The sequence below is a fragment of the Moritella sp. genome, from assembly GCF_033791185.1.
In the GTDB taxonomy this organism is placed as follows: Bacteria; Pseudomonadota; Gammaproteobacteria; order Enterobacterales; family Moritellaceae; genus Moritella.
In genome coordinates this window covers 1-14,414 of the sequence record NZ_JASJHF010000024.1, presented here as the reverse complement: position 1 = coordinate 14,414, position 14,414 = coordinate 1, and the positions used below count along the sequence as shown (strand labels likewise).

15 protein-coding genes are annotated in these 14,414 nt (G+C 41.8%); 7 read left to right on the top strand and 8 right to left on the bottom strand.

Translation table 11 applies throughout. From position 1 onward, the window contains the following. Together QNK26_RS01625 and QNK26_RS01620 are read right to left on the bottom strand one after the other, a co-directional pair. Nucleotides 1-1,338 (bottom strand): glycogen/starch/alpha-glucan phosphorylase (locus tag QNK26_RS01625; protein ID WP_319220514.1); only part of this gene is annotated, 1,338 nt, incomplete at its 3' end. Between the two features lie 394 nt (nucleotides 1,339-1,732). Further along, the gene (locus QNK26_RS01620; RefSeq protein WP_319220513.1) at nucleotides 1,733-3,478 is read right to left on the bottom strand and encodes a glycoside hydrolase family 36 protein; all 1,746 of its coding nucleotides are present in this window, start codon (nucleotides 3,476-3,478) and stop codon (nucleotides 1,733-1,735) included. Between the two features lie 215 nt (nucleotides 3,479-3,693). Between QNK26_RS01620 and malT the strand changes: the two genes are divergently transcribed. Further along, nucleotides 3,694-6,405 (top strand): HTH-type transcriptional regulator MalT, encoded by a 2,712-nt coding sequence (malT, locus tag QNK26_RS01615; RefSeq protein ID WP_319220512.1) that lies wholly within the window; start codon nucleotides 3,694-3,696, stop codon nucleotides 6,403-6,405. 79 nt (nucleotides 6,406-6,484) lie between these two features. Here malT and QNK26_RS01610 read toward each other — a convergent pair whose 3' ends face one another. Next, the gene (locus tag QNK26_RS01610) at nucleotides 6,485-6,808 is read right to left on the bottom strand and encodes a hypothetical protein (RefSeq protein WP_319220511.1); all 324 of its coding nucleotides are present in this window, start codon (nucleotides 6,806-6,808) and stop codon (nucleotides 6,485-6,487) included. Nucleotides 6,809-6,959: 151 nt separating this feature from the next. Between QNK26_RS01610 and QNK26_RS01605 the strand changes: the two genes are divergently transcribed. Continuing rightward, nucleotides 6,960-8,291 carry a ferric reductase-like transmembrane domain-containing protein gene (locus tag QNK26_RS01605; RefSeq protein ID WP_319220510.1) on the top strand — a complete coding sequence of 444 codons (1,332 nt, stop codon included), beginning with the start codon at nucleotides 6,960-6,962 and terminating at the stop codon, nucleotides 8,289-8,291. A 157-nt stretch (nucleotides 8,292-8,448) separates the two neighbouring features. On the opposite strand, the gene QNK26_RS01600 is transcribed toward QNK26_RS01605, so the two are convergent. Both QNK26_RS01600 and QNK26_RS01595 read right to left on the bottom strand, forming a co-directional pair. Next, the gene (locus QNK26_RS01600; RefSeq protein ID WP_319220509.1) at nucleotides 8,449-8,718 is read right to left on the bottom strand and encodes a DUF3297 family protein; all 270 of its coding nucleotides are present in this window, start codon (nucleotides 8,716-8,718) and stop codon (nucleotides 8,449-8,451) included. Between the two features lie 78 nt (nucleotides 8,719-8,796). Further along, nucleotides 8,797-9,705 (bottom strand): LysR family transcriptional regulator, encoded by a 909-nt coding sequence (locus QNK26_RS01595; protein ID WP_319220508.1) that lies wholly within the window; start codon nucleotides 9,703-9,705, stop codon nucleotides 8,797-8,799. Nucleotides 9,706-9,798: 93 nt separating this feature from the next. Between QNK26_RS01595 and QNK26_RS01590 the strand changes: the two genes are divergently transcribed. Both QNK26_RS01590 and QNK26_RS01585 read left to right on the top strand, forming a co-directional pair. Further along, nucleotides 9,799-10,257 carry a DMT family transporter gene (locus tag QNK26_RS01590; protein ID WP_319220507.1) on the top strand — a complete coding sequence of 153 codons (459 nt, stop codon included), beginning with the start codon at nucleotides 9,799-9,801 and terminating at the stop codon, nucleotides 10,255-10,257. A gap of 2 nt (nucleotides 10,258-10,259) precedes the next feature. Beyond that, the gene (locus tag QNK26_RS01585) at nucleotides 10,260-10,703 is read left to right on the top strand and encodes a DMT family transporter (protein WP_319220506.1); all 444 of its coding nucleotides are present in this window, start codon (nucleotides 10,260-10,262) and stop codon (nucleotides 10,701-10,703) included. 127 nt (nucleotides 10,704-10,830) lie between these two features. Here the strand turns inward: QNK26_RS01585 and QNK26_RS01580 are convergent, their stop codons facing one another. The 3 genes from QNK26_RS01580 to QNK26_RS01570 form a co-directional block, all read right to left on the bottom strand. After that, nucleotides 10,831-11,214 (bottom strand): hypothetical protein, encoded by a 384-nt coding sequence (locus QNK26_RS01580; RefSeq protein WP_319220505.1) that lies wholly within the window; start codon nucleotides 11,212-11,214, stop codon nucleotides 10,831-10,833. A gap of 361 nt (nucleotides 11,215-11,575) precedes the next feature. Beyond that, nucleotides 11,576-11,953, bottom strand: coding sequence for a PH domain-containing protein (locus QNK26_RS01575; RefSeq protein ID WP_319220504.1), 378 nt, complete (start codon nucleotides 11,951-11,953; stop codon nucleotides 11,576-11,578). 125 nt (nucleotides 11,954-12,078) lie between these two features. Next, nucleotides 12,079-13,293, bottom strand: a complete 1,215-nt coding sequence (locus QNK26_RS01570; RefSeq protein WP_319220503.1) for an MBL fold metallo-hydrolase — start codon at nucleotides 13,291-13,293, stop codon at nucleotides 12,079-12,081. A 57-nt stretch (nucleotides 13,294-13,350) separates the two neighbouring features. On the opposite strand from QNK26_RS01570, the gene QNK26_RS01565 reads away from it, so the two are divergent. The 3 genes from QNK26_RS01565 to QNK26_RS01555 all read left to right on the top strand — a co-directional run bounded on the left by QNK26_RS01565 (nucleotide 13,351) and on the right by QNK26_RS01555 (nucleotide 14,379). After that, entirely contained in the window at nucleotides 13,351-13,785 is a 435-nt protein-coding gene (locus QNK26_RS01565) for a site-specific integrase (RefSeq protein ID WP_319220502.1), read from the top strand. 112 nt (nucleotides 13,786-13,897) lie between these two features. Continuing rightward, nucleotides 13,898-14,170: a tyrosine-type recombinase/integrase gene (locus QNK26_RS01560; RefSeq protein ID WP_319220501.1), complete on the top strand. Its 273-nt coding sequence runs from the start codon at nucleotides 13,898-13,900 to the stop codon at nucleotides 14,168-14,170. Continuing rightward, nucleotides 14,167-14,379, top strand: a complete 213-nt coding sequence (locus QNK26_RS01555) for a hypothetical protein (protein ID WP_319220500.1) — start codon at nucleotides 14,167-14,169, stop codon at nucleotides 14,377-14,379. The genes QNK26_RS01560 and QNK26_RS01555 overlap by 4 nt, the downstream gene beginning before the upstream one ends. Nucleotides 14,380-14,414 lie beyond the last annotated feature (35 nt).

The following is a 14,414-nucleotide window of genomic DNA, read 5'->3' as shown; positions in this document are numbered from 1 at the left end:
GCTTGCGGTGGCGCCACGTCTCCATACGGGGGGCAAGGTCTGGAAGTGGCAGAGATCACCCTTCCGTACACGACGCTCACCACCCTCTTGGATAATTGATAGTTTGCGGAGCTTTTCTACATCACCTGGCCATTTGTCTGCAACCATGCCCATTAAACGTAAATTAATATCAAAGATGATCTCCATGTGACGCGGTAATAACGTCTTCATCAAGTTCTCACCCCAAGTTTCTAATGCTTCAGGTAACAAGGTATGGTTAGTATAAGCAAATGTTTTTGAGCTAATCGCCCAAGCGTCATCCCAACTTAATTTATGTTCATCAAGTAAGATGCGTAACAGCTCAGGAATAGCAATCGTAGGATGCGTATCATTAAGCTGAATAGACTCTAACTTAGCTAAATCAGTGATTGAATGACCCGCAGCTTTATGACGACGTAAAATATCCGCAACAGAACAAGCGCAATGGAAGTACTGTTGCATTAAGCGCAGTTCTTTACCCTTATCATGATTATCATTTGGGTATAATACTTTGGTCAGGTTACCGGCTTGAATATGGCTAGCTTGCGCTTCAACATAATTACCTTCGTCAAAACGGTCAAGGTTAAACGGTGCAGGCGCACGACATTCCCATAAACGCAGTGGATATACCGAATTATTGTTATAACCAACAATCGGTAAATCCCACGCCATGCCTTCTACTTGTAAGCTTGGCACCCAACGGCGTTGAATCAGGCCATCGTTATCGCTGTATTCTTCGACATGACCATAAAAACCTACTTTTTGGGCTAACTCTGGGCGAATAACTTCCCAAGGATAACCACTTTCATCACGCCATACATCAGGCGCTTCTTGTTGACGTCCTTGCTCAAAACTCTGCTTGAACAAACCGTATTCATAATGTAAGCCATAACCTACCGCTGGGTATTCTTCCGCAGCCAGTGAATCCATGAAGCAAGCGGCAAGACGACCTAAGCCACCATTACCCAATGCTGGATCGCGCTCTTCTTCTAATAAATCAGTAAGGTTTTGGCCAAACTCAGCCATCGCTGCTGTCACTTGTTCATACAAGCCCATGCTAATCAGGTTATTACCAGTCAGGCGACCAATTAAAAATTCTAATGATAAGTAGTTCACGCTACGGGCATTTTTGATTTTCGGATCTTGCTCGGTAGCCAACAAGTTCATCGTAGTTGTTTCTGCCAGTGCATATTCCATCGCTAGGCGCCACGTATGGGCATCTGCTTGCGCTGGTAATGTCACTAATTTCGTCGTTAAGTATTTATTAACGGCGGCTTGGAATGCTGTTTTATCAAAGCTTTTATTTACTGTCGATTTCATCGTATATCCTAATAGTTATACTGCACTTACGTTTCAGTTAGTTTCAATCTGGGTTTAAGATTAAAACGGCAGGTTCAAAGTTAAGGTTAAAATTAAATAAGTTTTCAATGAGATGAATCTTGCCTGAATACGTAAATTCCAGCATCCTCCTGCACCGACAAATTCAAGGAGGAGTAGTTTAGGAGTAGCTTAGGCGTAGATAAGACGACTTCTAGGCTACCAGCGAGCCAGCGTGATAGAGTTCGCAATTTATGGGGGAGGATGTGTATATTTAAGTGATTTGAGTCGCGTTATTCGCCAGCTTGAATCAGCATTCGCTTGTCTAAACAGCAGATAATTAAACAAGCGACAGTGATTAAAAATACACTAAATTAAGGTATTAAGATAAAAACGGTTATGAAACAGCCATCATCATAATAGCGCGACTGTGTAGTCCAGCTTCGAGCTTTAATGTCAATGTCGGTGTTGGTACAGGATGCAGCGCCTCACCAGTCCATAGGTCTCGCCACATCGCGGGAAAATCGGCCACTAAAATATGCTCGACCGCTTCACTATCGGCATAATTAAACAGGCAGTGCAGTTCATACTGATGGGCTAGTGGCAAAATACTATGCGTATTCGATAACGATTGGAACTGGGCCGACTCTTGGCTAAGTTGCTGGCGCGTCAGTAATCTTGCCCAAGTCTGTTTGGCAAAGTCATTCAATGCCGGTAATGGGTCACCCGACAAGGTTAATCCACCCACCGCCAAAATAACATCACGATGGAATTCATAATTCGCTTGCTCAGTAGCTTGGTCTGCTAATGAGGTTAAGGTGATGCAGTCAGGATCAATTTGCCACAATTGGCGGTGCTGCCAGCTGCGATTAAACGTCTCTTTGGCAATTTGCTCAAAGCGTTCAGGTCGGCGTTCAACATCATCGGACACTCGCATGGCATCCACTAAACCGAGCGATGGCCACATCGGCGCATTACAACCAAGAATAAGCGCATCACCCGCGCCTTCAATTATTGCCTGCATGCCCAAACGATACGCTTCAATACCAGTGATACCCTTTTGCAAGCGTTGACCACGTAAGCTGCCCCAATAATTGGCATCCAACTTAAATAATTCCACGCCCCACTCTTGTTGCATGGTGCGCACAACCGCCGTTAAATGCGCTTGCACTTCGACATTTGTCGTATCGAGCATATACCAAGGCGTGCAACGCCAACCGCCATAGGTAATGTCTTCTGCTTTTAGCAAGTCACCGTTAGCATGACGAATAAACCAATCAGGATGTTGTTTGAATAGTGCCGACTCTGCTTGGGCGATAAACGGCGCCAGCCAAATTGCCGGTTTCTTGCCATTCGCTTTAATCGATTGTAATAAGCTTTTAATGCCGTGAGGAAATTTATCTGATGGCGTTAACCAATCGCCCATAAATGCCTGATAACCATCATCCAGCAGTACCCACTCAAGTTCAGGTTGGCTAGTACACATGATCTCGACATTTTCCAAGATATGCTGCTCAGTTACCTGGGCATAATAAGCATACCAAGAACACCAACCGATTGGCGCGTCCACTCTAGCCCCACGGCGAACTGGGTGTTGCAGTTGGATCTTCGCACTATAATCGGCATAAACATCCGCTAATACTTCGCCTTTAATGACAGTGACCGCTTCCATATTATTACAATGCCAATCTTGCGGATGGGTATTTTCACCATCAACAAAGGCGGTAATAATGAATTCGTTTTGCTGCTGCTGGAGTTCAAAATAACCTGCAAATCGATGACACGAAGTAAAGCCAAACAAGCTAAAACCATCCGCTTGTTCAATGACTAAATAATTATAAAAACGCTTCTTCGCATGCTCTGGGTATAAACGATAACTGGCATTATTGTCTGGACAACGGCCAATATCTTGCAACGCGTTCACTTGACCACCCGTTTGAGCGAGCATCTGAAAACCATCACCGAGTATTTTGGCATCGTGCGCCAGCTGAGTTGGAAACGCCAGTACCGCGAAATGGTCGTCAATACACTGGTTAGCGATACCGCTAAATTGCAGGGTTATTTGATTATTTTTTAATGTATACGAGAGATCAGATTGCAGCGGTATCGCCATTTGAGCGTTTGAAAAGATCATTGGAGTCATCTGAATAACCTTATAAATATCATTGAAATAATCATAAGTTACTCCTAATCAACAACATTGGGGGATTTTAATGACATTTTTGTGTTATTTGAATGTAACAAAGTGAAACAAACGATGGGCCTATCACCGTTTTTCATGTCATATTTAGGTATTATTTAGTTAGAAAAGCAGTAAGACGCTGTCTCGCCTTCATACTCGGAAAATAAGAATAGCTTATGTGGATAACATCAAAATTAAATCGCCCAACTCGCTTACACAATTCGATTACCCGCACCCGCATTTTAGGTCATCTCGAAGAAGCGGCGTTTAATAAATTAGTCTTATTTCGATCGCCTGCCGGTTATGGTAAAACAACCATGGCAGCACAATGGCTTAAAGACCACGGCCAGGTCGGTTGGTTTAATATCGATGAAACCGATAACGATACTTTTCGTTTTGTGAACTATTTTATTCAAGCCATTAATAAAGTCACCGATCAAGCTTGTACCAACTCACAAGCACTTGCGGAACGCCGCCAATATAGCTCGCTACCCAATTTATTTAGTGAACTGTTTGCCGAATTGGCAAACTATCAAAGTGAGTTCTATCTGGTTTTGGATGATTATCACTCTATTAATAATGATGAGATCCATGAAGGGTTACGCTTTTTCCTTAAATACATGCCAGCAAACTGTACGTTAGTCGTCACGAGCCGCACCTTACCACCGCTTAATACCGCAAATTTACGCATCCGCGATCTGCTGATTGAACTCGACAGTGAATTACTCGCGTTTGATGACCAAGAAGTGGCGCAATTTTTTGAACAACGCATTGGCTGCAGTATGAGCGATGCCGAAGTTAAAGCATTACAACAGAAAATCGAAGGTTGGCCATCGGCATTACAATTAATCGCCCTGCAAGTAAAACAGAAGCGGCACAGTGTCGCGGAGTCGACAGAATGGATCTCACAAATCAAGCAATCGCACCTTTGGGATTATTTGGCCGAAGAAGTATTTGATTTATTGGACCAACCATTACAAGTATTTTTAATGCAGTGCTCGGTATTTACCATTTTCAATACCAGCTTAATCACTGAATTTTTTGATAATGAAGCGGCAAACAACTTATTAGAATCCTTAGATAAACATGGGTTATTTCTGCATTCCCTTGAAGGTGAGCAGCACTGGTATCGATTCCACAATCTATTCGCTGACTTTTTAAAACATCAGCGCCATACCAAACTGGCACAGAGCAGCAAGCAATTACATAAAGATGCCGCACGTGCTTGGTTAAAACATGATAATCCCCAGCAAGCCTTGTTTCATGCTCAGCGCGCTAAAGACAGTATATTAACGGCGGACATCTTATTGGATCATGGCTGGCATATGTTTAACCAAGGTGAACTGGAAAACTTAGAAAGCACCATTAGTCAGCTACAACCTGATGCCTTGTATCAAAGCACGCGCCTGCCGTTATTACGCGCTTGGTTAGCACAAAGCCAGCACAGTTATGATCAAGTGGGTGATTTATTAGCACAAGCATTAATTGAATTAAAACAACGTAATATCGAGCTAACGCTGCCGCAACAAGGCGAATTTAACGCCCTGCGTGCACAAGTGGCAATCAATCAAAACAATCCAGAACTGGCATTACAACTAGCAGAAAATGCCTTAGAACAGTTAGACCCAAGTAATTACCGCAGTCGCATTGTCGCAACATCCGTGATTGGCGAAGTAAACCATGTGCTCGGTCATTTAGACCGCGCGTTATCGATGATGCAACAAGCAGAGCGCATGGCGCACCAATACCATGTTTACCCACAAGCATTATGGTCGCTGCTACAACAAAGTGAAATATTAATTGCCCAAGGCCATATCCAATCGGCGTTTGAATTACTCGACAGCGCCGATCAACTGGCAGACAAGCAACACTTACAACAACTGCCTTTGTATGAGTTTTTACAACGTATCCGCAGTCAGATTTACTGGCGCTGGAATCATTTAGACCTCGCCGAAGAGTATGCCCATAAAGGCTTAAATATACTGCCGAAATATTACCAATCGAAATATTTACAATCTTATGCCATCTTAGCGCGGGTACATATTTCCCGTGGTGAATTGGATAAAGCTGGTCGTTATATCGATTTGTGTAGTGAGCTGCTCGAACAGTCCGATTATCACGAAGACTGGATTGCCAATGCTAACTTTTCTCAATTGTTGTACTGGCAAGCGAAGGGCATGAATAGCGCGGTTAAGCAATGGTTATTACAAAGCCAGCCAGTCGCAGACAATGCCTGTAATCACTTTACGCAGAGTCACGGGCGTAATACGGCGCGGGCTTATGCACTGACCGAAGATTACAGCCAGGCACTGCAGATCCTTGAACATTTACAGCAAGCTGCAAGCCGTCATCAACTGGTCTTTGAACAGCAAAAGAACGCCACGCTACAAGCCGTGATCTATAGCCAATCAGGTGACAAAGCACAAGCACTAAGCAAGTTAAAAACCGCGTTAACCTTGGCCAATACCACCAGCTCAATTTGCGATTTTTTGATTGATTCAAAAGTCATTGCAGAATTGCTTAACTGTTTATTAAAACAAGGTGATATGGCCGAGCTAGAACGTTATCGTGCCGAAAAGCTACTTGCCGAAATGTCGATTAAACGCCATAAACGTGCGGTATATTTTGATAAGGATTTTGTGCATAAACTATTGAACAATCAAGAGGTACCGGAACTGATCCGCACTAGCCCATTGACCCATCGTGAATGGCAAGTATTGGGGTTAATTTACTCTCGTTACAGTAATGAACAGATCTCGATAGAATTGGATGTGGCCTCAACAACCATCAAAACCCATATTCGCAATCTTTATCAAAAATTAAATATTGCCAATCGTAGAGAAGCAATTGAAACTGCAGAGAACTTATTGAAGATGATTGGCTATTAGCCCTAATCGGTAATCAGGATGCAGTTATCTGCACCCTTTAATAAATAATAATCCATGACCTAGATGCTAGCAGTCGGTATCAACACAGTACTGTTAGCATTTTTTCTATATTAGCCAAGCTAATGCCACCCATCAATTCAGGATCAGCTAAGGCGTAGATATAACCTTCTATATCGCTATAGTCCAATTCATCTCGACACTCTATAAAATTAGCCCAAAGCTCTAAATCATCAGCGTCGATAACGCCTGACATATATTTGGTTAATACTAACAGCAACGCCTGACTATCGACACTCATCACCTGGAAACTCGGATCCCAGCCAAACTTAGCCAGTGTGCTAATCGCCGTGTCTCGCTGTTCGCCAAATGCTATAATCTGCTGTAACGCTTGTTGTCTGTTCATTGTTTATTATGTCCGTAAAACATGAACTGAATATGAATAAACTACTCAGTCTGTATTCAGTATAGATATTGTATCGTCACAACATAGTAACAAAACATACCGTTAGCGAAGGGGCTTAGAGCCTCGCATTTATCAACATAGAAGTCACCATATGAAATCAATTCATTATGCTTTAATCGCAATTTTAACCGCCTCCTTAGCACTCTGGTTAGGCACTGAACATTCGTTATCCACCCCACTCAGTTTTTGGCCGCTACGTAAATCCATTATCTATGGTTCGGGTATTATTGCGATAATCGCGATGTCATTCGCGACATTATTAGCCATTCGACATTTTTTCTCAGACTCATTCCTCGACGGTCTGGATAAGCGCTATAAATTGCATAAATGGCTGGGGATCGCCGGATTCGTTGCCGCGGTCACGCATTGGTTATTTATCAAAGCACCAAAATGGTTAGTTGATTTAGATATACTGATCAAACCAATCAAAAACAAACACGGCAATGGTGAAACCCTGTCTTGGCTTGCCAATTTTTTCGACTACCAACGCCATTTTGCTAAGGACATTGGCGAGTGGGCATTTTATGCGCTGATCATCTTGGTGTTGCTGATGCTGAGCAAAAAAATAACCTATAAACTCGCGCGTCAAAGTCATAAGTTAATGCCTGTCGTTTATCTGGTACTCGTTTATCATTCGATTGTATTAATGAAGATGGCCGATTGGTTTACCCCGCTGGGCATTTTCCTCACCTTGGCATTAGCTGCTGGTAGCATAAGCGCCCTCATATCCTTGTTCGGTAAAATTGGGCGTTCAAAGCAAGCCCATGGCCAGATAAGCACACTCCAGCATTATACCGATAACAAGGTGCTGGCGGTGACAATCAAACTGACAACGCCGTGGTCGGGTCATGATGCAGGCCAATATGCGTTTGTTACCTTTGATAAAAAAGAAGGGCCGCATCCATTTTCAATCACCTCAAGCTGGGATGATAGTGGGGAGATCAGCTTTAATATTAAGCAGATTGGTGATTACGTCAATACCTTACCTCACAGCCTAAACGTGGGTGATAAGGTCATAGTAGAAGGCCCCTATGGTAATTTTAATATCGACAGTGATAAGCAACAACATATCTGGATTGCAGGCGGCATCGGCATAGCGCCATTTTTATCGAAACTGGACAGTTTAGTCAGCCAACACCAACCGGATATCACGCTGTTTTACACCACTAACATGCCCGATGAGGCATTTATTCAGCAGTTAAATGACCGCTGTGAGCAAGCTGGCGTCACCTTGCATATCATTAATACCAAACAACGCAGTGTGTTAACAGCCGAAGAAATATCAGCAGTCATTAATAATATTCACAGTACCGATGTTTGGTTTTGTGGCCCTGCTAAATTTGGCAATATACTAAAATCACACTTTATCAAACAAGGCTTATCGAAACACGATTTTCATCAGGAAGCATTTGATATGCGTTAACTAGTATTTGATATGCGTTAACTGATTTTTAGCTAAAAAAAGGGCCCATCACTGTAAATAACAGCTTTAGGCCCTTTTTGGTGATGATAGTCAGTGCATTACAAAACGACTTAACTATTACACCGATTTAATAACGCGGATCTCGTTACTAAATTATCTATTTTTCTACTGATGCGTCTTCACAATAAAACGCTTCAACAGTACCTTTTACAGTCATCATAAGTGGTTGGCCACGACGGTCCAACGCTTTATGTGATGGTACTTTTACCCAACCTTCACTGATGCAATACTCTTCAACATCGAAACGCTCTTTGCCGTTAAGCAGAATACCAATTTCGTGCTCGAAAACTTCAGCGTCATGGTGTGGGCTGCGTGGGTTACCTGAAAGGCGATCTGGTAGAGCTGGTTTCAATTTAGTATCGTTCATGTTCGTGACCTGTAGTAAATAAAGTGCGCTATTGTAGACAAAATAGGCCTCACGCTCAAGCGCTACAGTAATAAATGTTTATTTATCCCAATAACCAAACCCGTCACCTAATTTATTACTCATGAATTCAATGAACACTCGGACTTTTTCAGGAAGGTGCTTTCTCTCTGGATATACAGCATAAATGGCATGTTTCGGTAGGGTATAATCATCCATTAATGAAATCAGTTTGTTTGATTTCAAATGTTCAGCAACGATAAAGGTCGGCATCTGGCAAATACCCAGTCCATTTAATAATGCCTCAGCAATCGCATCACTGTTATTCACAATAAAGTTGCCCTTCGGTTCTATGCCTATTTTTTTATTATCTTTGTAAAAAGTCCATTCAGCCCCACCCTGAAATAAGCTGTAATGAATACAATTATGCTGAGATAGCTGTTCTGGCTTTGATGGTTTCCCATGCGCTGCGATATAGTGCGGCGATGCGCAAAGCACACTTTTACAATCGACTAATTTTTTAGCGACCAATGACGAATCTTCAAGTTTACCGATGCGAATACCAACATCGAATCCGCCTTCAACTAAACTGACAACGCGATCATCCATACTCAAGACGACCTTGACATCAGGATACAAGGCTAAGAACTCTTTAATGTAGGGAACGATATGCAAGCGCGTAAACGTCATCGGCGCGTTAATCTTCAAGGTTCCTTTGGGTATGTCTTGCTGGTTATGTAAAGCAGCAAACCCTTCGTTGGCAATGACGAGGGCATTGCGAGCATAATCAGAAAAATGTTCGCCCGCTTCGGTCAAGGCGATGCTTCTGGTGGTACGATTAAATAACCGTACGCCAAGGTTATCTTCCAACACCGATATTCTTTTACTCACCGCTGATTTGGTCATGCCGAGCTTTTCCGCCGCTGAGGAGAAATTGCCACTCTCAATCACCGCCACAAATACGGGTATTGCCGCGAAATTGTCTTTCATATTGTCAACTTATACTCACCAATGATTATCATTATTAGATATTATCATTTCTTTGGCGATCAATTAAAGTACTTCAAAACAATGGAGTACAAAATGAAAAATATAAACAGATATTCAATCTTGGCTATTATCGGAGGCGGATTACTGGCGCTAATGATTAATATCAACAGCCAGCTGTCGCTGGAAACATCCGCCATCAATGCGTCATGGATTGCACATGGCTTAGGCAGTCTAGTGGCATTGGGGCTTTTTCATATGACGAAAAAGCGTGCTAACCCAAGCTCACAAATACCAGGACCTGTGCCCAGATTATATTACTTAGGTGGGTTACCTGGCGCATTCACCGTGATCTTGGCATCCATCACAGTCAACAGCGCTATCGGCCTGTCAGGCACGCTGGCATTAGGATTAATCGGACAATTGGTTTGCTCTATATTGTGTGAAACATTGGGGTTATTTGGATTAGAAAAAAAGCAATTTAATGTTATCGATCTACTGCCTATTTCATTTGTGGTGTTCGGTTCAATTCTAATTATTTCCCAGAGGTATTAAAAATGACGTTTTATATTTTACTCGCGTTACTGAACGGATTTTGCATCGCAATAAGTCGCATATGGAACGGACAACTGGCTAGTTATTACGGCGCGTTTAGGGCTTCGTATGTGAATCACATTATCGGTTTTTTATTCCTTTCAGTGGTTATGCTGTTATTACTTGAGCCACCACAACTCTCCACCAGTGCCAACATGTTGGTTTATCTCGGTGGCTTTATCGGTGCTTTTTATGTGGCAATTAATAGTCTTGTCATGAGCCGCCTAGGGTCAACGAATACCATGATTTTGGTTATTACTGGTCAAATGGGCTTCGGGTTATTGTTGGACTCATCGACGAACTCAAGCAGTGAATTACTGCTCAAAGTACTGGGGGTGATGTTTATTGTCATCGGGGTGTATTTGAAACAAGCGATACAGCACAAACAGGCAAGTCTCGCGTCTTAATCTGGGTTAAGTGGTTGAGTTAAATTAACCACTTATTGCAGCTGTAATGAATGAATATTATTCTGCTAAGCTATTTTTGGATTGCTACAGTTCTCGATGTGTTTTAAGAATCTACCTCTAAAACTGCTTAAAGATTGTCCCCTATTTTTGTTCTAATTTTTTCCTTAATTTTTTGTTTTAACACATTAATATTATCATCATAAATTTCTTGAATGTTAAGAAAGTCTGAATATTCAGGTGTTAATTCTAGTGGATTATAACAAGAACTCTGTAGAGGAAGGCGTGAGCAATTTATTAGAGAAACCTTCGGAATATGGTTACTTTTATCTAATACCAGCTTGCCTAATGGAGTCTCTATACCGAACATGACTTTGCTCATCCACTTCCCAGTTTCACCGGCGGCAGGAAAGCCATCATTAACTTCCTGATGGTGAGGGGATTCAAGAATGAACGTGAACTTACTATTCTCACATATCAAATCATCAACTTTAAATTGAGCTAGGTAACTCATAGATGAATATTCCTCAATTGAGCTAACGTCTTAGTATTTGTGCTTTGCGTTCTTTGCAAGGATCAAATCGCTTGTTGGAATTAGCCGATACCACGTCCAAATTATTTAGTATGCTATAGGAATTTGCTTTTAGGCGGTAGGCATTTATTAAACAACGCGCAGTTAATTCTTTGATATAATTTAAGCTTTATCGCTTTCACATCACTGTTTTCATCATCTTTCCATACCTTTTTTGAGTGGTATATTCCGTCCATTTTCACTCCAAAAAGCCTAACGCCTTGCTAAGTGGTGAGCAAACGTCTGCCACACTTGAGCGAAGCGAAAAATGGCACGCGTTTGGGAATCCGTCTTAAGCAATTTGTTAGGCTAATACGTACTCACTAATGACGCGGTTGAATTGAACAATGTCAAAAGTACCTCTAATTTCAAACCGAACACGACCTACTTCACTCAAATACAATTCGATTTCACAGTCCAAGTCAAATGTGCCTGATGTTTCTACTGAAAATGCATTAACTTTACTAAATGGTAGTGACGTATAATCAACCTTTGAACCTGTGATGCCTTGTACATTTGCAGCAATCACGCGCTTATTTGTGAATATCACTTGGTCACGCACTGTCTTAAACGCAGCAAGAATACTTTCACCATCAATCAGAAACTTTTGGAAATCATCTCTAGCATCTGAAACTTCAATGGGTTTAAGTTTGAATACTGATGAATTTTTGAAATCAATCATATAAATACCTTATCCTAATTATTCTATTTTTAGCCTAACGCCACTTAAGCGGGCAGCAATAGTTGGCTAAAGTTGTGTAGCGGAGCGGAACATAGCCAACTCTTGATGTCCGTTTAAACGACTTGTTAGTTTTGCGTTGGCGCGATAGTTCTAGTTTCACCAACTTTCATTATCCACAGTTCTTTGTCGGAAAACCCACTATCACGTCCCGCCTTCTTAAAGCGTATCGGAGGTTCAAACAATGGTTCATCCGACAAACTGCTAATAGTACCCCAGTGAGAAGAAATAAGTGTTTTTGCGCGAACATCCATTCCTATGGAGACAGCTTCCTCGGGAGTGACATGAGACATCCACAATAACTCCCTTGGTTCATATGCTCCAATAGGTAAAATAGCAAAGTCAAAGGAGTCATATTTATCACCAATATAATTGAATATAGTTTTTGAGTAACCTGTATCGCCAATAAAAAGAATACGTTTTTGGAAGCTTTCAATAACCCAAGAAGCCCATAGCGTTTCATTATGATCTGAGGTACTTCTTGCAGAGTCATGAACATTAGGTTCCGCTGTAATCTCAATGCCTTCAACAGATACTGACTGCCCCCAATCTAACTCTGTCACCTTGCTATACCCCCGCTCGGTAAAAAAAGACTTGAGCCCTAAAGGAACAACCACATTAATCTCATTTTTGTTTTTTAATTCTCTAACTGTTTTATCATCTAAGTGGTCATAATGGTTATGTGAAACAATCACTATATCAATAGAAGGTAATTTATTTATAGGTATGGGTAAATTAACAATTCTTCTTGGGCCTGCCCATGAAACAGGGCTGGCGCGTTTTGACAAAAAGGGATCTGTCAGAATTGTCACTCCGGAGGTTGTAATCAAAAAGCTTGCATGCCCCAACCAAGTGACACGATCGCTGGAAATTGAGTTTAAAAGTTGAAGAGACTCTAACTCAGTTAGTTCATGTCCATCAGGAACATCAGGAACAAACAACGACCCCCATGCTCTTCGCATATAGAAAAAAAAACCTTTAGGTGCGGCAGTTTCCACAAATGGGTGGTTCTGATAACCCTTATTCGTATGATGTAGTGGCTTATTATCCGATGATATTTTCTTCGAGTATGCTGTCGAGTTTGATGAGCATGCTACTAATATAACTAATACAAGAGTTATACCGATACGAAACTTTATGTTGCTCATCATTTCCCCTAACACCTTAATAACAGGCAAAATTTGGTTGGCTAAAATAGAGCGAAGCGAAATGGCCAGTCGTATTTTGTCCTTTTTAATTAACTTGTTGAACGAAGCCGCTGCGCGGCGAAGTAAATAAGCCATCGTTCATACTAACCAATAACATCACCATTATGGTGGTGCCTTATTGGAGCATTCGGTATGAATAATTCACAACAGCAACGATTTAATTTTCTTTATGAACAACACCTTACCAATTTAAGGCTGCAAGGTAAACGACCTGCGACTATTGCTGGCTATTCTCGTGCGGTTCGACGTATTTCGGCTTACTTTGATAAGTCTCCCGATAGATTAACAACGGCTGATTTAAAGGATTATTTTAACAGTCTTATCCAAACTCACTCTTGGAGTACTGTTAAAATAGACCGTAATGACTTACAGTTTTTCTACCGCTATACACTTGATAAGCAATGGGAATGGCTTAGTATCGTCAAACCTCCGCAAGTTAAACGCCTGCCCGATATCTTGACGCCAGCTCAAATAAGCAAAATGATAAGCGCGACTAAAAAACAACGCTACCAAGTGTTTTTTCTCACGCTTTACAGCATGGGACTGAGATTAAGCGAAAGGTGGTAAAGATAGGTTAGTTCCTTTGCCAAAACGTACACTGTATGCACTTCGCAGCCACTGGCAGACGCATCATCCACGGTAAATATTCCCCAGACTAAGCAGAGGTATTAATGCGCCTATGAACAAAGGTGGGATCCAAAAAGCCATCAAACAAGTTCAGCGTGACTGTAATATCAATAAACTTATCAGTCCTCATTCGCTACGTCATTGCTTTGCTACGCATCTACTGGAAAGCGGCTTGGATTTACGTTCGCTGCAAGTATTACTCGGTCATGCCTCGTTAAACACGACTGCCAGATATACGCAATTAACCCAACTCAAACAAAAGAATGCCGCAGTCGCTATCAACCAGCTCACTGACAAGTTATCACTAGATTGGAGTTTGGCATGAGTACATTTATTGATTTACTGCGCATTCATCATGATGAGTTTGAACATCAATTTGGTAATCAACTATCTCATGACAGTCGTCGCGCAATATACGCCATGCTCAGTTGCTCGCAATGGTATTGTGAACACTGCCAACATGATGACCGACTGCCGCTTTCTTTCGTTGATTACATTGTCCACAAAGTAAGCAACCCACGACTTCAGATTTGATTGAGCGACAACAATACAAGATAATGACAGTGAGA